Raw genomic sequence first — 18,629 nt, 5'->3', positions numbered from 1 at the left:
ATTTGGGACATTTTTACTTGTGTTTAATTGAGACATTATCACTTGTGTTTGACACGTAAATGATTCTCACAAAAAAGATGTTGCAAAAAAATAGGAAATAGAGTATAATAGTATCTGCCGTTAGGCCATATGGCAATAGCGAACATATGAATCGAGTCAGGTCCGGAAGGAAGCAGCTATAAGTATTGTTCGTTATGTGCTGTATGTACATAGAAGAATTTACAGGCTGGGGCTAGCGTTCCAGCCTGTTTTTATAAGCAAGTATTTTGGGATAGATGGAGGAGCTCTCTAGTGAAAAACAAAGGATTCAAAGAGGAAGAAAAGCACTTAGTAGAAGTTCAATCGAAATTTGATGCAAAAATACAATCTGAAAAATTAAGATTAACAGAGGAACACTTAGATCAACAACGTCAAGATTTCATTGACTTTTCAATTCATCAATTAGAAGAACAAAAAGAATCTCCTTATTTTGGAAGAATTGATGTGCAATTTGAAGGTGAACCAGAAGTGGAAAAAATGTATATCGGTTCATCTACATTTTTTGATGAAGAAAAACAAGTACAAGTTTATGATTGGCGAGCGCCGATTGCAAGTTTATTTTATGAGGGAACTTTGGGCGATTTAACGTATCAAACACCTTCAGGAATTCAACATGGTCAAGCCTTTTTAAAACGTGATATTGTGATTAAAAAAGGGAAAATTCAATCGGTTTATGATGTAGAAAATGAAGAATCATTATTAATGGAAACATTAAGTGCGCCTACGAATCGTGATGGACATTTAGAAGGAATTACAGCAACGATTCAAAAGGAACAAAATGAAATTATTCGTCATAAACAAAAAGACTGGTTAATCGTTAATGGTTGTGCAGGTAGTGGAAAAACAACGATTTTATTACAACGTATTGCATATTTGATGTATCAATCAAAAGATCAAAATCATAATGATATGTTGTTATTATCACGTAATCAATTATTTGCCAAATATATTTCACACGTTATTCCAAGTTTGACTGGAAGTGAATTATATCAGCAAACATTAGCGCAGCATACAATAGAATTGTTTAAGAAATTTTTCTTAAACAAAACAACTACTTTAGTACCAACAAAAATTAGAAAAGCCTATTTAACAGATAGTGAGTGGGCGGCTCTTATCGCAGAACAATTGCCTGCTTTATCAGTAGCGAATTTACATTTTCGTCCGATTTCAATTAAAGGATTTAGAATTTTTGGTGAAAAAGATTATCAAAAAATCATTGAACAAGTGAATTCTAAATTGACATTATATCAACAATTAGTACAAATTCAGGAAGTGTTAGAAAAGAACTTAAAACGTCGTTTAAATCGTTTCTATGTTTCTGATGTTGCTAAACGTGTCTATGAAGATATGTCACCAATGCAAATTGAAGTGTTGATGAAAAATGAAGAATTTAATAGTGAAACAGAATATTATCAAATGCTTGGACAACGAGTGTTTGAAAAACAAGCATTCGAAGCAGAACAACAAGTAGAAATGTTTGCTTTTGTAAATATTGCGAAACATTTACAAGACTGGATGCCGCTAGCTAAACAACGTAGAGAAGAATTAGGGAAAGTAGATAATGCTCAATTGCCTTTAAAAGATACAGGTGAAGGACGTCTTCAAGTAACAGCTGAAGGAGTAAGGGTGTTACTTTATGTAGCAACAATGATTGCTCCAATTCGTGATTATCAAGGTTATACTCACTTATTTATTGATGAAGTTCAAGATGTGTCATTATTATTTATGGCAGCTTTATCAAATTATTATTTCCGTGCGAAATTCACTGTAGTAGGAGATACATTCCAATCATTTTCAACAGCTACAACGATTTTCTCATTAGAAGAACGTCATCCAGAATTAGTAGCAGCCTTCTTCAAAGAACGTGTATTAGAGCATCGTTCATTAGAAATTAGTTACCGTTGTACGGCGCAAATTACTCGTTTTGCCAATGGTATCTTAGGTTGGGAATTAGACAAAAATGTCTTCCCTCGTACGGGTGAAGAAGTTGGAGTATTTGTCGATGAAGAACCTTCCATTGAACGCTTGAAGAAATTAGTCGAAGAAACTCCTGAATGTTATCATACAAATGCTATTTTCTGTCGTACAATGGATGAAGCAAAAGCTTTACAAAAAGAGTTAGTCGAGTATGATGCTGAATTATTAGAAGATACAAGTGAATCATTAGGTAGTCGATTAGTAGTGACGACGATTGAAGTTGCTAAAGGACTGGAGTTTGACCAAGTGTTTGTTTGGCAAGCTACGAAAGAACGCTATGCAACGATGAAAGAACGTTTTATGTTCTATACAACTTGTACTCGTGCAAAACATCGCTTGAATATTTTAACGACTCCAGAGGTGACAAGTTTTATTGCAAACTCTAAAGCACCAATGTCTGTTTTTGGAACATTCCGGTAGTCAAATCGCATAAAAAAATGTAAAATAGTAAAGGATAGAAAACATAACCTACAATTGTAGCGTTGTGTTTTCTTAGTATAAAGTCAAAAGGAGAAGACCGATGGCTTATCAAGCGTTATACCGAAAATGGCGACCACAAAAATTTGAAGATATGGTAGGACAAACTGCAGTTACGAAAACATTGAAAAATGCAATTATCCATCATAAAACAAGTCATGCGTATTTATTTACAGGTCCAAGAGGAACTGGGAAGACAAGTGCTGCGAAAATATTTGCGAAAGCAATTAACTGTTTAAATCCTCACGATGGAGAACCTTGTAACGACTGTTTATTATGTAAAGGCATTACAGAAGGAACCATTGGGGACGTTATTGAAATCGATGCGGCGAGTAATAATGGGGTAGAAGAAATTCGTGATATTCGAGATAAAGCTCGTTATGCTCCAACTCAAGCAATGTATAAAGTTTATATAATCGATGAAGTGCATATGTTATCGACGGGAGCATTCAATGCTTTATTAAAAACATTGGAGGAACCACCTAAAAATGTCATCTTTATACTAGCAACAACTGAACCGCATAAAATTCCAGCAACGATTATTTCAAGAACACAGCGATTTGATTTTAGAAGAATTACGAATGATGAAATTATTCAAAGACTTCGTTATATTTTAGAACAAGAAGAGATTGCGTATGAAGAAGAAGCGCTAAGTGTTATTGCTCGTTGTGCCAATGGTGGAATGCGTGATGCGTTAAGTTTATTAGATCAAGTCATTTCATTTAGTGATGACAAAGTGAGTTTTGAGCAAGCGATTCAAGTTTCTGGAAGTTTAACAGATGATTTAATGATTGAATTTGTTCGATTATTGACTCAGCAACAAGCACAAGCAGCTTTATTACAGTTGCAAGACTTATTATTGCTAGGAAAAGAAGCGTCTCGTTTAATTGAAGAATGGCTAGAATTTTCTAGAGACTTATTAGTAGCGAAACAAATAGGAGATATGATTGGTAGAAGTGAAACTTTTATAGCATTTGCAAAAGAAGTCGAAGAAGCCTTTTTATATCGCTTTATGGATGCTTTAAATCAAACGCAACAAGAAATGAGATTTACGACAAAACCAACGATTAGCCTAGAAGTCTTTACGATTAAAATGGCGCAACCAGTAGTAGCGGTAGCCGGGCAAGCAGCCCCAGCTAATCAGGAATATGTCTCACATTTAGAACAACAATTACAAAGTTTACAACAACAGATGTCTCAATTATTACAAGGACAAGGTGTAGTAACCCCTAAAAAAGTATCAACTCCACAAGCAAAAGCAAGTACGTATAAACCAAATATTGGTGAAGTTTATAAAGTGCTTGATGCTGCAACTCGTAAAGATTTAATTTTTATTCGAGAATTGTGGGGAGATTTATTACAAATGCTTTCGACTACTCAAAGGGCGTTATTGAAAGCAAGCGAACCTGTAGCTGCCAGTCCAAATGGCTTTGTCTTAAAATTTGATTATGAAATTTTATGCCAAAGAGCACAGGAAAGTGTAGAACTTCATGAAGATATTGCTCGTCATTGCCAAACACTAGCGCAGTATCCAGGAAATTTTGTCAGTGTAACAGGTGAACAATGGGCACAAATTCGACAAGATTATTTACGAGATAAGAAAGAAAAACAAGAAGCAGAAGGTGTGACTCATGCCACAGAAATGGAAGAGCAACCGACTGATGAAGAAGAAAAAAACGAAGTGGAACAATTAGTTCAAAATACAATTGATTTGTTTGGAGAAGAAATTGTTCATATTTCAGAAGAAACAGAAAACCATTAAGGAGGAATCAACATGCGTGGAATGGGAAATATGCAAGGCATGATGAAACAAATGCAAAAATTACAAAAACAAATGGCACAAGCTCAAGAGGAGTTAAACCAAACAGAATATGTAGGGAGCTCTCAAAGTGATTTAGTGCAAGTGACAGTGAATGGAAAACGTCAAGTACTTTCTGTATCAATTAAACCAGAAGCTGTTGATGGAGATGATGTTGAATTATTACAAGACTTAGTATTAATGGCAACCAATCGTGCGTTAGAACAAGCTGAAAAAGCAAATGAACAAACAATGGGACAATTTACTAGAGGATTAAATATCCCTGGATTTTAATGAGTTGAGGTGAGAGGATGCAATATCCAGAACCAATTGCTCGATTAATGGATAGTTATATGAAACTGCCTGGAATCGGGGCAAAAACAGCAGCTCGTCTTGCTTTTTTTAGCATGGAAATGCCGGAAGAAGAAGTAATGAATTTTGCCAATGCACTCATTAGTTGTAAACGAGATTTAACGATGTGTTCTGTTTGTGGAAATATTACGCAAGAAGATCCATGTGAGATTTGCCAAGATGCTTCTAGAGATAGAACGAAAATATTAGTCGTTGAAGATAGTCGAGATGTGATGAGTTTAGAGAGAATGAAGGAATATAAAGGTTTGTACCATGTTCTTCATGGTGTTCTTTCTCCGATGGAAGGAACTGGACCTGATGATATTAATGTGGCTTCTCTCATTCAGCGTCTTCAAAATCCTACTGTAGAAGAAGTAATTATTGCGACGAATGCTACTGCAGAAGGTGAAGCAACAGCGATGTATTTATCTCGTTTAATTAAACCAGCTGGAATTAAAGTGACGCGTTTAGCGCATGGTCTTGCAGTTGGTAGTGATATTGAATATGCAGATGAAATGACTTTATTCAAAGCAATTGAAGGACGAAGAGAGCTGTAAAAATGTTATATAGATACGAATAGACTTCCCTATTATAGTAGCAGGAGGACGCAAGCAGCCTCGCAAAAGCGAGTCTCATTGCTAAAATTCGAGCCTAAGGTCTCGAATTTCCCTATCTCATAAGCAGCATTTGCTGCTTATGGGGCTAGTGCTACTATGGGAAGTCTTTTTTTGATTGTAACTAAAAAATCCTTTTCTGTAGTTGAAGAGCAACATACAAAAAAGGTCTATGTTTATAACTTATATATAATAGAAATTAGCAAAGAATTTCGCATTGTTCGTTTACTGTATCTTGGAATGAATCGATAGGGATGTCATTTGTAATAATATAATCAATCACATTGTAATTGGCTAATTTAAAATAGTGACTTGTATTAAATTTTGACGAATCAGCTAATAATACAGTGAGATCTGAATTAGCGATCATTTGCTGTTTCAGTAAAGCTTGATTATGGTTTGCTTCATAGGCGCCAAATCGATCGAGTCCTCTACAACTAATGAAACAAATATCCGCGTGAAAATTATTGATAAAATGGTTGGCAAAATCTCCCAATGCAGAATTTGTACCGTAATCAATATGACCGCCACAGAAAAATAAAGTGATATTATCATAATTATTCAGTTGCCGTGCGATTTCTAAGCCATTAGTAATTACCCGTAAATTTTGTAAATTCGCTAAATAAGGTACGAGCATTGAAGCTGTTGATGAGCTATCAATAAAAATAGACTGATTATCTGTTAAAAAAGTAGAAGCTGTTTCAGCAATATATTTTTTCCCCGAAGTTTCTTCTTGTTTACGACTCTCATAAGTATATTCAACATTGGTTGTTGTTACTAGTCTTACCTCTCCATGAGTCCGAATAATTTTCCCATCTTTTTCTAATTGGATTAAGTCTCTTCTTAAAGTTGAAGTAGAACAGAACATAAGCGACTCCAACTGTACTGTAGACATTATTTTTCTTTTCGATAAAATATCTAATATTTTGGACATTCGTTCGTAAGAAACCATAATAAACCCTCCTGATATAGTACACTTTGAATAATTTTGAATACTTTTGAACAAATTATAACATATATTTTGGCGAAATATCAATAGCGCTTTCATGTATTGTATACGCTTTCTATTGTTGGTATTATTAACTCAAGGAATAAATGATACTATTATGACATTTGATGACCAAGTAGTTTGAAATCGAATTTGTGATATTTCCTATAAGAAAAACAACTAATAATAGTTGTTATATAATTGGATTTATTATTTTCGAATCGATGATATTACCATGATCGTAACGCCAACAGGTATCAATAAAATGTGAAGGGGGAAATACTTGAAGCAAATGTTTTAATTGATAGGAAGTTATTAAAGTTAGTGACTCGCTCTAAATTTATCTAGAAGGGAAACTAATAAAAGGTAAAAACAAGGAGGAAGCAAAAATGATACAACATCCACGTATTGGGATTCGCCCAACGATTGATGGCCGTCGTCAAGGTGTACGCGAATCTTTAGAAGTTCAAACAATGAATATGGCTAAAAGTGTAGCAGCTTTATTAGAGTCAACATTGAAATATCCTGACGGACAACCAGTTGAATGTGTAATTTCACCATCAACGATTGGTCGTGTACCAGAAGCAGCAGCTTCACATGAATTATTCAAAAAATCAAATGTTTGTGCAACTATTACAGTAACTCCATGTTGGTGTTATGGTAGTGAAACAATGGATATGTCACCAGATATTCCACATGCTATTTGGGGATTCAACGGAACAGAAAGACCAGGAGCTGTGTATTTAGCAGCTGTACTTGCTTCTCATGCACAAAAAGGAATTCCAGCATTTGGTATTTATGGTAAAGATGTTCAAGAAGCATCAACTACAGAAATTCCAGAAGATGTAAAAGAAAAACTTTTACGTTATGCACGCGCAGCTCTTGCTACAGGATTGATGAGAGACACAGCTTACTTATCAATGGGTAGTGTTTCAATGGGGATTGGTGGTTCAATCGTAGACCCTGATTTCTTCCAAGAATATTTAGGAATGCGTAATGAATCAGTAGATATGACAGAATTTACTCGTCGTATCGACCGTGGAATTTATGATCATGAAGAATTTGAACGTGCCCTAGCTTGGGTAAAAGAAAATGTTAAAGAAGGTTTTGACCGTAACCGTGAAGACTTAGTATTAAGTCGTGAAGAAAAAGATAAACAATGGGAATTTGTTATCAAAATGTTCATGATTGGTCGTGACTTAATGGTTGGTAACCCACGTTTAGCTGAACTAGGCTTTGAAGAAGAAGCTGTTGGTCATTATGCTTTAGTAGGTGGTTTCCAAGGTCAACGTCAATGGACAGACCACTTCCCTAATGGGGACTTTATGGAAACATTCTTAAATACACAATTTGACTGGAATGGTATCCGTCGTCCATACATTTTCGCTACAGAAAATGATGCATTAAATGGTGTATCAATGTTATTCAACTACTTATTAACAAATACACCTCAAATTTTCGCAGACGTTCGTACTTACTGGAGTCCAGATGCAGTTGAACGTGTAACAGGACATAAATTAGAAGGTCATGCAGAAAATGGATTCTTACACTTAATTAACTCAGGCTCTTGTACTTTAGATGGAACAGGTCAAGCAACTCGTGATGGAGAAGCTGTTATGAAACCATTCTGGGAATTAACACAAGATGAAGTGGACGCAATGCTTGAAAATACTGACTTCCCAGCAGCAAACAGAGAATACTTCCGTGGTGGCGGTTACTCAACTCGCTTCTTAACAAAAGGAAATATGCCTGTAACAATGGTTCGCTTAAACTTACTAAAAGGTGTAGGACCAGTATTACAAATTGCTGAAGGTTACACATTAGAATTACCTGAAGAAGTTCACCATACATTAGATAACCGTACAGATCCAGGCTGGCCAACAACATGGTTTGCTCCTCGCTTAACAGGAAAAGGTGCATTCAAGTCTGTATATGATGTAATGAACAACTGGGGTGCTAACCACGGAGCAATTTCTTACGGACATATCGGTGCAGATTTAATTACATTAGCTTCTATGTTACGTATTCCAGTAAATATGCACAATGTGGATGAAGAAGATATTTTCAGACCGAAAAATTGGTCACTATTCGGAACAGAAGATTTAGAATCAGCTGATTACCGTACTTGTCAATTATTAGGTCCAATTCATAAATAAAAGAGGTGACTAGAATGACAAAGACAATTATTTTAGCCTGTGTTGGCGGATTAACAACAAGTATGTTAGTAGAAAGAATTCATGAAGTAATTTATCGAGATAAATTAGATTATTCATTCTACTCTGTAGGAATTACAGGGGTTGATAATTTAAAAAATGTAGATGTTTTACTATTATCACCACAATTAGCATATCTTGAAGCAAAAGCAAAAGCTAATCTTGATATTCCAGTTGCAGTTATTTCAGATGAAGATTTTGAAAATATGCGCGGAGAAGAAGTTCTTAAACAAGGTATTGAGTTATTAGGATAAGCTTATGAGTGATACTAAAAAAGCAGATACACAACGATTGATGCAACTCATAGTAAAAAGTAGTAAAGTGACATCTTTAGCGATGCAATCAATGAAGAGTGCTCTTGCAGGTGATTTATCATCTGCAAGAGAATTACTCGATGAAGCAAAGGCTAAAGGAGTGGAAGCACATAATGTTCAAACAGAAATGATTCAATTAGAGATTAAAGGAGAAGCAAGTTCTCCAACATTATTAGCAGTTCATGCTCAAGATCATTTTATGAATAGTCATCTACTTTTGGAAATGGTAGGAATCGTCGTTGAACAACAAACACAAATGAAAGCGCTCCAAGAGCGTGTTATAAAACTGGAACAGGTAGGTGAAACGCATGAGTAATCCAGTTATTCTTGAAATGAAGGGAATCGTTAAAAGCTTTGGCCCCGTTAAAGCTTTAAAAGGTGTAGATTTTGATTTAAGAGCTGGAGAAGTACACGCCCTAATGGGTGAAAACGGTGCAGGGAAATCCACATTAATGAAAGTACTAACAGGAATTCATAAACCAAACGAAGGATCGATTCACTATAACGGAAAACAAGTGGAATATTCAAAACCAAAAGAAGCGATGGATGATGGTATTGTTATCGTTCACCAAGAGTTAAATATGATGAATGACTTAACGGTAGCACAAAATATTTTCATCGGTCGTGAAGAAATTAGTCAAGGTTTATTTATTGATGATAATGCTGCGAATAAAAAGGCAAAAGAATTATTCAACTTGTTAAAACTGGATATTAATCCACAAGAAAAAGTGGGTCATTTAACAGTTGGGAAACAACAAATGGTTGAAATTGCAAAAGCGTTATCGATGGATGCGAAAGTAATCGTATTCGATGAACCAACAGCAGCTTTAACAGAATCAGAAATCAATGAATTATTCGTAATTATTGATGATTTACGTAAAAAAGGTGTAGGAATTACTTATATTTCTCACCGTATGGACGAAATTGCTCGTATCACTGACCGAGTAACGGTTATGCGTGACGGTGAATATGTTGGTACGGTAAATACAAAAGATACAACTAAAGACGAAATTATTGCGATGATGGTTGGACGTACAATTTACGAAGATCCAAAAGCAGCATCAGCAGTACCAGAAGATGCACCAGTAGTCTTAGAAGTTGAACATTTAAATGCAGGAAGTTCTGTAAAAGATGTAAGCTTTGTATTAAGAAAAGGTGAAATCTTAGGCTTCTCTGGTTTAATGGGTGCAGGTCGTACAGAAGTAGCGCGTTTATTATTCGGTGCGGATAAAAAAGATAGCGGTACCATCAAGATTAATGGCAAAGAAGTTGATATTAAAAATCCTCAAGATGCTATTCGTGAAGGTATTGGATACTTATCAGAAGACCGTAAACGTTATGGATGTATTGTTGATATGACAATTGCAAACAATACAGTAATGACAAACTTAGATAAGTATGTACATGGTGGTTTAATCAATGATGCAGAAATTGTTACAGCAAGTGATAAATTTGTTAAATCATTAAGAACAAAAACGCCATCCTCAAAACAATTAGTTCGAAACTTGTCAGGTGGTAACCAACAAAAAGTTGTTATTGCGAAATGGCTAGAACAAGACAGTGATATCTTAATCTTTGATGAACCAACTCGAGGAATTGACGTTGGTGCGAAAAGTGAGATTTATACATTGATGAACGAGCTAGTTGCTCAAGGAAAATCAATCATTATGATTTCTTCAGAATTAACAGAAATACTACGTATGAGTGACCGTATTGTTGTTATGTGTGAAGGACGTAAAACAGGAGAACTTGACATTAGTCAAGCAACACAAGAACGTATCTTAGCATTAGCTACAGATCGATAATTGAAGAGGGGTATAAATATGGAAGAGAGAAACTCCATCTGGACTAAACTAGTAAAAACAGTTGGGCTACAAAAATTAATCGCAATAATCGCATTGATTGTAATTTTCGCATTTTTTGCAATCTCAAGTGAATCATTCCGTTCATTTGATACAGCAGTGAGCATCTTAGATGCATCTTATTACATTGGATTCTTAGCTATTGGGGTAACATTTGTTATTATTACTGGTGGGATTGACTTATCTATTGGTACTGTAATGATGTGTGCTGCTATTACTGGTGGTGTGCTCCATACAAAAATGGGTTGGCCATTATGGTTAGCACTTTTAGCAATTTTAGTGATTGGAGGTGTATTCGGATTATTCAACGGAGTATTAATTGCGAAATTTGGTTTACCACCATTTATTGCAACACTTGGTACAATGATGATTTCACGTGGTTTAAGTTCAATCGTATCTAATGTACAAAGTATTACTTTCCCATTACGTGGAACTGGTGAAGGTTGGTATAAAGATTTATTCAGAACGCAAGATAATCTTCCAACAGGTTTAATTGTACTGATTGTGGTAGCACTTTTAGCAGCAGTTGTATTAAATAAAACAAAAGTTGGTCGTTATATTTTTGCAATTGGTTCTAACAAAGAAGCAACAAGACTTTCTGGGGTAAATGTTATCAAATGGGAAGGTACAGCTTATGTTATTAGTGGATTATTAGCAGGTTTAGCTGGTATCGCATATGCAGCAACATATTCAACAATTCTTCCTGGTACTGGTAACGGTATGGAACTTGATGCAATCGCAGGGGTAGTAGTCGGTGGTACTTCATTAGCCGGTGGTGTTGGTTCAGTAATTGGTACAATTATTGGGGTATTCATCATGTCTGTATTGAAGATTGGTTTACCATATATCGACCTACAACCACACTATCAATTATTCATTACAGGATTTGTAGTAATTGTAGCGGTTTACTCTGATATCTTAATCCGTCAAAACAAGAAAAAATAAGCGTTATAAAGTATTGAGTGTTTCAAAATTTTAGTATAAATCCTATAAAGGATAAATAAAAGGAGAGAAATCTTATGAAAAAATCATTGAAATTTGCAATTGCCACTTTTGCTTGTGCTTCTGCAATTTTAGCAGGCTGTTCATCTAAATCAGGTGGTGGATCAGCATCAGGATCAAAAGGTGGAGATTTTAAAGTTGAAGTAATTGCGAAAGGTTTCCAACATGACTTTTGGAAAGCAGTTAATAAAGGTGCTTCAAAAGCAGCAGATGAATTAGGTGCTAAAATTACATTCGTAGGACCACAAAATGAAACAGCAATTGCTGAACAATTAGAACAATTAAATAACGCAATCAACAAAAATCCAAAAGCTATTGCATTAGCAGCTTTAGATACAGAAGCAGAATTAGATGCAATTAAACAAGCTCAAAGTAAAAATATTCCAATTATCGGGTTTGACTCAGGGGTACCAGGTGCACCAGAAGGAGCTATTAAAGCAACAGCTTCAACAGACAACCATGCTGCCGGAGGAAATGCTGCAGAAAACTTATTCAAATTATTAGAAAGCAAAGTTGGAGATAAAAAAGCTCGTATTGGGGTAGTTTCTCAAGAAGTTAACTCTCTATCAATCACTCAAAGAACAAGTGGTTTCATTGATAAAATGGTTGAATTATTAGAGAAAAAAGGTATTAAAACAGCTGTAGTTGGACATGACAAATTCAAAAACAATGTTTCAGAATCAGATGCTAAAGTTGTCATTGAAGTTCGTGTTCCTGCACAAGTAGACGATGCTGCTGGTAAAACAGAAGCTTCAACAGTATTAGAAAAAGAAGATACTATCGCAGTTTATGGTTCAAATGAATTTGCTGCTAAAGCAATCATCAACGCAAACGGTGGTTTCAAAGAATCTAAATTAGGTAAAGATAAAATCTTAGCTGTTGGTTTTGACTCAGGTGCATTACAACAAGATGCTATCCGTAAAGGTGTATTTGTAGGTTCTGTTACTCAAGACCCAGTTCAAATTGGTTACCAAGCTGTTAAATTAGCTATTGCTTCAGCAAAAGGTGAAACAGTTAAAGACGTAGATACAGGTTCTAAATGGTATGATGCTTCAAACATCGACAAAGAAGAAATCAAAGCATTATTATATGAATAAAATTTAAATTTATGGAGGAATTAGCATGGACTCAATGAAAGTGTTAGCTATTGATTTAGGTGCAAGTTCAGGTCGTGTCATGCAAGCCATTTATAATGGTAGCTCCCTCCAGTTATCAGAGGTTCATCGGTTCAAAAATGAGCCGGTGAATCTTAACGATGGATTGTATTGGAATTTGTTACACTTATTTGGTGAAATCAAACAAGGAATTAAAAAAGCTTCAAATGATTCTATTCCGATTCGTTCCATTTCTGTTGATACATGGGGAGTGGACTATGCATACTTAGATCACAATGGAGATTTACTTTATCAACCACATTGTTACAGAGATAATCGAATGGGACGTTATGAAGAATCGTTCTATCAATTAATTTCTAAAAATGAATTATTTAAAAAAACAGGGGTTCAACCTGCAACGTATAATACAATTTTACAAATTTATTCAGATTTACAAGAAAAACCACAGCTAAAAGAAGTCGTACAAAGAGTTTTGTTTATCCCAGATTTAATTAATTACTTATTAGCGGGTGTTCTTGCAAACGAATATACAATCGCAAGTACGAGTGGTTTGTTAGATGTATTTACACAAGATTTTTCAGAAGAAATTTTTGAAAAGCTAGAAATTCCAACCAAATGGTTCTCAAAACCAGTTAAAAATGGATCTGTATTAAGAGATTTATCACCAAGAATTGTTCAAGAATTGAAAGTTGAACCATTTAAAGTGATTGCAGGTGCTGGACATGATACAGCAGCCGCTGTATTAGCAATTCCTTATGAAAATGAAAAAGGTACTGTATTTATTTCATGTGGTACTTGGTCATTAGTAGGAATTGAATCAGATCAACCAGTAATTACAGATGAAGCATTTGAATCAGGCTTAACAAATGAAGGATGCTTCGATGGTAAATACAGATTACTTCAAAATACAACTGGAATGTGGATTATCCAAGAATTACAACGTGACTGGAGAAGTCAAGGTGAAGAAGTAAGCTTTACTGAAATGGTACAATTAGCTGAAAAAGTAACGGATAATCAAACATGGATTTATCCAAATGATCCAGTATTTGCTTCTCCAGGAGATATGGAAAGCAAAATTAAAGAGTTTTGTAAAGTGACTGGTCAATCTGTTCCACAATCAAAAGGACATATTGTTCGAGTAGTGATTGAAAGTTTAGCATTAACTTATTTAGAAACAATTGAGCAGTTAGAAGACTTGACAAAACAAGAAATGACAACTGTACAAATGGTAGGCGGAGGAATCCAAAATAAACTATTGTGTCAAATTACTGCTAACTTCACAAATCGTCTTGTTATTACAGGACCAGTGGAAGCAAGTGCATTAGGAAATATTCTTTCCCAATTATTGACACTAGAAGTAATTCATTCACGCCAAGAAGCTGAAAATCTTATTAAAGCTTCTGAAGTTGTGACTCGATATGAACCACAACCAGTTGAGCAGTTTGCCAATATTCAACAAAAATTCAAACAAATTAAGAAAGGAATTTCATCATGTTAAAACAAATTCCTAAAATTTTGAGTCCTGATTTAGTGGCATATTTAATGGAAATGGGTCATGGTGATGAGCTGGTAATCGCAGATGCAAATTTTCCAGCTCACCGCATTGGGCAACGTGTTGTTCGTATGGATGGACATGGGGTACCAGTAGCGCTAGAAGCGATTCTACAATTATTACCTTTAGACACATATAGTTCATATCAAGCAGGACTAATGCAAGTAGTGCCGGGAGATACAACAGTTCCAGTAATTTGGGACGAATATAAAAAAATATTAGAAGAAAGTCATCCAGGTGCAGCGATTAAAGAATTTGAACGTTTTGAATTTTATGATCAAGCTGAAAAAGCTTATCTAGTGATTCAAACGGGAGAAAGTGCTCTATATGGCAATATCATTCTAAAAAAAGGTGTTTTATAAGCACTATTATATTAAAAATAAATTTAAACAAATTTTAAGGGGAGAAACATTATGTCAACATTTTATGTACCAGCAATTAACTTAATCGGAAGAGGAGTAGTAAACGAAATTGGTTCTTATGTAAAAGACCTAGGTTATAATAAAGCTTTATTAGTAACGGATAAATTTATCGAATCAAGTGAAATTCTTCCTAAAGTTACAAAACCTTTAGATGAAGCAGGAATTGATTATGTTGTATTCTCAGATGTAGAACCTAACCCAACTTGTAAAAACGTAACAGACGGTGTTAGCGCATTAAAAGAAAACAACTGTGACTTCATTATTAGTTTAGGTGGTGGATCTCCACAAGATGCTGCAAGCTGTATTTCAGTTATCGCAACAAATGGTGGACAACCTCAAGATTATGAAGGATTACACAAATCAGCTAAAAAAGGTTTACCAGTAGTAGCAATCAACACTACAGCAGGTACTTCAGCAGAAATTACAATTAACTACGTTATCACTGATGAAGAACGTAAAGTTAAAATGGTAATGGTTGATAAAAATAGTTTAGCATTAATTTCAGTTAATGACCCAGAATTAATGGTTTCTAAACCAGCTCCATTAACTGCAGCAACAGGTATGGATGCTTTAACTCACGCAGTTGAAGCATTAGTAACACCAGGTGCTTATGGAGTAACTAAAAAATTATCAATTGGTGCAATTGAATTAATTAAAGAATATTTACCACGTGCAGTAAAAGACGGTCACGATATCGAAGCTCGTGAAGGCATGGTAAATGCAATCTTCTTAGGTGGTATGTCATTCAACAACGCTGGTTTAGGTTATGTTCACTCAATGGCTCACCAATTAGGTGCTGTTTACAAATTACCACACGGTGTATGTTGTGCAATGTTATTACCAGTTATTGAACGTGAAAATGCAAAACGTGTTCCTGCAGCATTCCGTGATGTAGCTAAAGCTTTAGGATTAGATCCAGCAGGTAAATCAGATGAAGAATGTGCAGCTTATGCAATTAAAGAAATCGAAACATTATCTGAAACTGTAGGTATTCCTAAGAAATTAACTGAATTAGGCATTGAAGAAAAAGACTTTGATTTCGAATATCTATCTAAGAATGCGTTAATTGATGCTTGTGCACCTGGTAACCCATTCATGCCAACATTAGAAGAAACAATTGCTTTCTATAAAGAATTATTCTAATGATTAATAAGTTTTAAATTTTGATGTCCCTTATCATAGGGGCATTTTTTAGTAGAAATAAATCCCGTCAGTTTTTGATTCTGACGGGATTTTATGATGCGTATTTAGTTAGTCATCAATTCGATAATGGAATTCACTTGCGAAACGAGGAAATTGTTGTCCAGCAAAAATACGATCCTTATCTGTTTGAATAGGGTCTACGAAAGTACCACTTCTATCGTCTGTCATTGGAACGCCACCTGGGATGATATAAACAGCTGCACCACCAACCGGTAAATTTTTAGGGCCGTATCCTCCAATTAATGTGCCTTTATGTTCTTTGAAAGAAGATAATTTCATCTCATAATTTTCATCTACAAGACCTTTGTCGTCAAAAATGAATGTATGTCCAGTACCATCTACCCAAGTACCTTTCAGGCTAGAATAATCTCCATTTTGAATCGCTTGAATATCTAATTTTTTCTTAGCGACTTCTTTTTGTTTTTCCGGAGAAGTGATGTACCATTGTGTTGGTTTCCATTCTTTTTGTTTTAAATCAATTTTTGGAGGGAGATTTTTAATAATGTCTTCAGTCGTACCTTCTGTTACGATTTCAAAGGCATCTCCTTTTTGATTCAGGCGATAGTGTGCATAATTTGCTGTATCCGTACTACTATAAGAAAACGTACCATCTTCTAATGGATATAAATTAGATTTATCTACAATTTTATCTAATTTATTATCTTTATTTGTAAGTCGAATGACTTTTCCATCTGAGATAGTATAAATATCTAAAGTGGCATGATCTTCTCTTGTAGGGCCCATTGTAATTACTAATTCATCCACCCCATTTTTATCAAAATCTTCTAAGGTATAGCTAATACCAGGGGCATCATAAACTCTTTTTACAGAATAAGCAGTTGAGTTAACATTAGGATTATTGGAATTTGATTTTTTTTGCCCGTTATTGTTAGTAACATTTTCAACAACTTCTTTATAATCCTTAAGAACTGAATTATACAGTGTATAATCTGTCACAGGTTTTGGTGCAACGGTTGTTTGAGTTGTTGTTTCTGCTTCTTTTGTAGCAGTGTTAGAACTTGAGTTTTGACAAGCAGTTAATAAACTAATAGAGATTCCCAACCCTACTAGTAAATGAGATTTTTTCATAAATTGAACTCCTTTTTTTCTTAGTTTGAATCTAGTATAACAAAGGAATTATTTGTTTTTCAAAAGATATCTTAAAATACGATTATTATAAGGTTTACGAATAGAAAATAGGTGTGTACAATAAAGAAGAATGAATGGAAGGAGAGAAATAAACATGCAAGAGTTCAAAGATGCTACAGCGATGGCACAAGCTGTTCGAAATGGTGAAGTTTCATCTGTTGAATTAGTTCAAGATGCCCTGTTTAAAGTAAAGCAATTGAATCCAAGTTTAAATGCAGTTGTACATTTGCAAGAAGAGAGAGCATTAAGAGAAGCTCAGTCTCGCAATTTTAGTGATCAGCCATTTGCAGGTGTGCCTTTATTATTAAAAGATATAGGGCAATGTCAAAAGGGAGAACCTTCTACGGCTGGATCACGTTTATTTAAAAATATCCTTCAAACACATCAAGATACATTAGTCAATAAACTAGAAGAAGCAGGATTTGTGATTATTGGTCGTACGAACACACCTGAATTTGGATTTAAAAACATGACAGAACCAAGCTTGTGGGGAGTTACTTCAAATCCTTATGATATTAGTCGTAATGCCGGTGGCTCAAGTGGCGGTGCTGCAAGTGCAGTCTCTAGTGGAATGGTTCCGATTGCGATGGCGAGTGATGGTGGAGGCTCTATTCGAATTCCAGCTAGTTTTACAGGATTAATTGGATTAAAACCAAGTCGTGGTAGAATCCCTGTTGGTCCAAATGGCTATCGTGGCTGGCAAGGTGCTTCTGTAAATTTTGCCTTAACCAAAACAGTTCGTGATACCAGAAGATTACTGGAAGTCTTACAAGCAGAACAAATGGAAAGCCCGTTTATCATGCCAAAATTATCAAAACATCAGCTCTATGCCGTAATTGAACGACCTATGAAAATTGCAGTCATAGAAGATTCGCCAATTGGAAACAAGGTCGAAAACTCCGCAAAAAATGCTTTGAATCGAGCTGTGAAATTTTTACAAGAAAAAGGTCATTATATCGAAAAAATCAAATGGCCAGTAGATGGCATCGAAGTGATGAAAAATTACTATATGATGAATAGTGTGGAAACAGCTGCAATGATGGATGGAATTGAAAAAATGCTACAACGTCCACTAAAAAAAGAAGATATGGAACTAATGACATGGGGAATTTATCAATCGGGGCAACATATTTTAGCGAAAGATTATAGTGCAGCATTGAACCAGTGGGATTATTGGACAAAACAAATGCAAGAGTGTCATGAAGACTATGATTTGATTTTAACTCCATGTGTGAATGATGTTGCTCCAAAACATGATCAGTATCCAATGAAGGAATCTGTTCGAGTAGCACTAGAGTCCATTGAACAATTTTCCGTTAAGGAACAACAAGAAATTATTTGGAAAATGTTTGAAAAAACATTGGAGTTAACTCCATTTACTCAATTAGCCAACATTACTGGACAACCAGCGATTAGCCTACCGATTTATTGTACACAAGAAGGACTACCAATTGGAGTACAAGTGATGGCTGCAAAAGGACGAGAAGATTTATTATTACAAATTGCAGAAGTTTTTGAACAAGAACATCAATGGAATCGAAAAGATTAAGGAG

General features: G+C 35.1%; 16 protein-coding genes and 1 other RNA gene. 15 read left to right on the top strand and 2 right to left on the bottom strand.

Annotated features, from left to right (window positions below):
- Positions 1 to 118: 118 nt before the first annotated feature.
- The 5 genes from ffs to recR all read left to right on the top strand — a co-directional run bounded on the left by ffs (position 119) and on the right by recR (position 5,199).
- An RNA gene (ffs, locus tag RWM24_RS07240) (signal recognition particle sRNA small type) lies at positions 119 to 218 on the top strand.
- Positions 219 to 291: 73 nt separating this feature from the next.
- On the top strand, positions 292 to 2,436 hold the full coding sequence (locus tag RWM24_RS07235; protein WP_314112938.1) for a UvrD-helicase domain-containing protein: 2,145 nt from the start codon (positions 292 to 294) through the stop codon (positions 2,434 to 2,436).
- 100 nt (positions 2,437 to 2,536) lie between these two features.
- On the top strand, positions 2,537 to 4,255 hold the full coding sequence (dnaX, locus tag RWM24_RS07230) for a DNA polymerase III subunit gamma/tau (protein ID WP_314112937.1): 1,719 nt from the start codon (positions 2,537 to 2,539) through the stop codon (positions 4,253 to 4,255).
- Between the two features lie 12 nt (positions 4,256 to 4,267).
- Positions 4,268 to 4,585 (top strand): YbaB/EbfC family nucleoid-associated protein, encoded by a 318-nt coding sequence (locus RWM24_RS07225; RefSeq protein ID WP_006703354.1) that lies wholly within the window; start codon positions 4,268 to 4,270, stop codon positions 4,583 to 4,585.
- A 17-nt stretch (positions 4,586 to 4,602) separates the two neighbouring features.
- Positions 4,603 to 5,199 carry a recombination mediator RecR gene (gene recR / locus RWM24_RS07220; protein ID WP_314112935.1) on the top strand — a complete coding sequence of 199 codons (597 nt, stop codon included), beginning with the start codon at positions 4,603 to 4,605 and terminating at the stop codon, positions 5,197 to 5,199.
- Positions 5,200 to 5,455: 256 nt separating this feature from the next.
- Here recR and RWM24_RS07215 read toward each other — a convergent pair whose 3' ends face one another.
- Entirely contained in the window at positions 5,456 to 6,190 is a 735-nt protein-coding gene (locus RWM24_RS07215) for a DeoR/GlpR family DNA-binding transcription regulator (protein WP_314112944.1), read from the bottom strand.
- Between the two features lie 443 nt (positions 6,191 to 6,633).
- Here RWM24_RS07215 and RWM24_RS07210 point away from each other — a divergent pair, with 443 nt between their 5' ends.
- From RWM24_RS07210 to RWM24_RS07170, 9 genes are all read left to right on the top strand, one after another.
- Positions 6,634 to 8,400: an L-fucose isomerase gene (locus RWM24_RS07210; RefSeq protein WP_314112933.1), complete on the top strand. Its 1,767-nt coding sequence runs from the start codon at positions 6,634 to 6,636 to the stop codon at positions 8,398 to 8,400.
- Between the two features lie 14 nt (positions 8,401 to 8,414).
- Entirely contained in the window at positions 8,415 to 8,711 is a 297-nt protein-coding gene (locus RWM24_RS07205; RefSeq protein WP_314112932.1) for a PTS sugar transporter subunit IIB, read from the top strand.
- Between the two features lie 4 nt (positions 8,712 to 8,715).
- Complete coding sequence (locus tag RWM24_RS07200) at positions 8,716 to 9,087, top strand: PTS lactose/cellobiose transporter subunit IIA (protein WP_314112930.1); 372 nt, start codon at positions 8,716 to 8,718, stop codon at positions 9,085 to 9,087.
- Entirely contained in the window at positions 9,080 to 10,576 is a 1,497-nt protein-coding gene (locus RWM24_RS07195) for a sugar ABC transporter ATP-binding protein (RefSeq protein ID WP_314112928.1), read from the top strand. The genes RWM24_RS07200 and RWM24_RS07195 overlap by 8 nt, the downstream gene beginning before the upstream one ends.
- A gap of 18 nt (positions 10,577 to 10,594) precedes the next feature.
- Entirely contained in the window at positions 10,595 to 11,578 is a 984-nt protein-coding gene (locus RWM24_RS07190) for an ABC transporter permease (RefSeq protein ID WP_314112926.1), read from the top strand.
- Positions 11,579 to 11,652: 74 nt separating this feature from the next.
- Positions 11,653 to 12,732, top strand: a complete 1,080-nt coding sequence (locus RWM24_RS07185) for an ABC transporter substrate-binding protein (RefSeq protein WP_314112924.1) — start codon at positions 11,653 to 11,655, stop codon at positions 12,730 to 12,732.
- Positions 12,733 to 12,757: 25 nt separating this feature from the next.
- Positions 12,758 to 14,248 (top strand): rhamnulokinase family protein, encoded by a 1,491-nt coding sequence (locus RWM24_RS07180; RefSeq protein WP_314112922.1) that lies wholly within the window; start codon positions 12,758 to 12,760, stop codon positions 14,246 to 14,248.
- Positions 14,242 to 14,664 (top strand): RbsD/FucU domain-containing protein, encoded by a 423-nt coding sequence (locus tag RWM24_RS07175; RefSeq protein WP_314112920.1) that lies wholly within the window; start codon positions 14,242 to 14,244, stop codon positions 14,662 to 14,664. The genes RWM24_RS07180 and RWM24_RS07175 overlap by 7 nt, the downstream gene beginning before the upstream one ends.
- A 51-nt stretch (positions 14,665 to 14,715) precedes the next feature.
- Positions 14,716 to 15,867, top strand: coding sequence for an iron-containing alcohol dehydrogenase (locus RWM24_RS07170; protein WP_314112919.1), 1,152 nt, complete (start codon positions 14,716 to 14,718; stop codon positions 15,865 to 15,867).
- Between the two features lie 108 nt (positions 15,868 to 15,975).
- On the opposite strand, the gene RWM24_RS07165 is transcribed toward RWM24_RS07170, so the two are convergent.
- A complete protein-coding gene (locus tag RWM24_RS07165) occupies positions 15,976 to 17,016 on the bottom strand; it encodes a DUF6287 domain-containing protein (RefSeq protein WP_314112917.1) in 1,041 nt (346 codons plus the stop codon).
- Positions 17,017 to 17,170: 154 nt separating this feature from the next.
- Here RWM24_RS07165 and RWM24_RS07160 point away from each other — a divergent pair, with 154 nt between their 5' ends.
- Positions 17,171 to 18,625, top strand: coding sequence for an amidase (locus tag RWM24_RS07160; RefSeq protein ID WP_314112916.1), 1,455 nt, complete (start codon positions 17,171 to 17,173; stop codon positions 18,623 to 18,625).
- Positions 18,626 to 18,629 lie beyond the last annotated feature (4 nt).

This window comes from uncultured Granulicatella sp. (assembly GCF_963516875.1).
Classification (GTDB): domain Bacteria; phylum Bacillota; class Bacilli; order Lactobacillales; family Aerococcaceae; genus Granulicatella.
The sequence above is the reverse complement of the archived record's forward strand: the minus strand, read 5'-3'. Positions and strand labels throughout refer to the sequence as shown.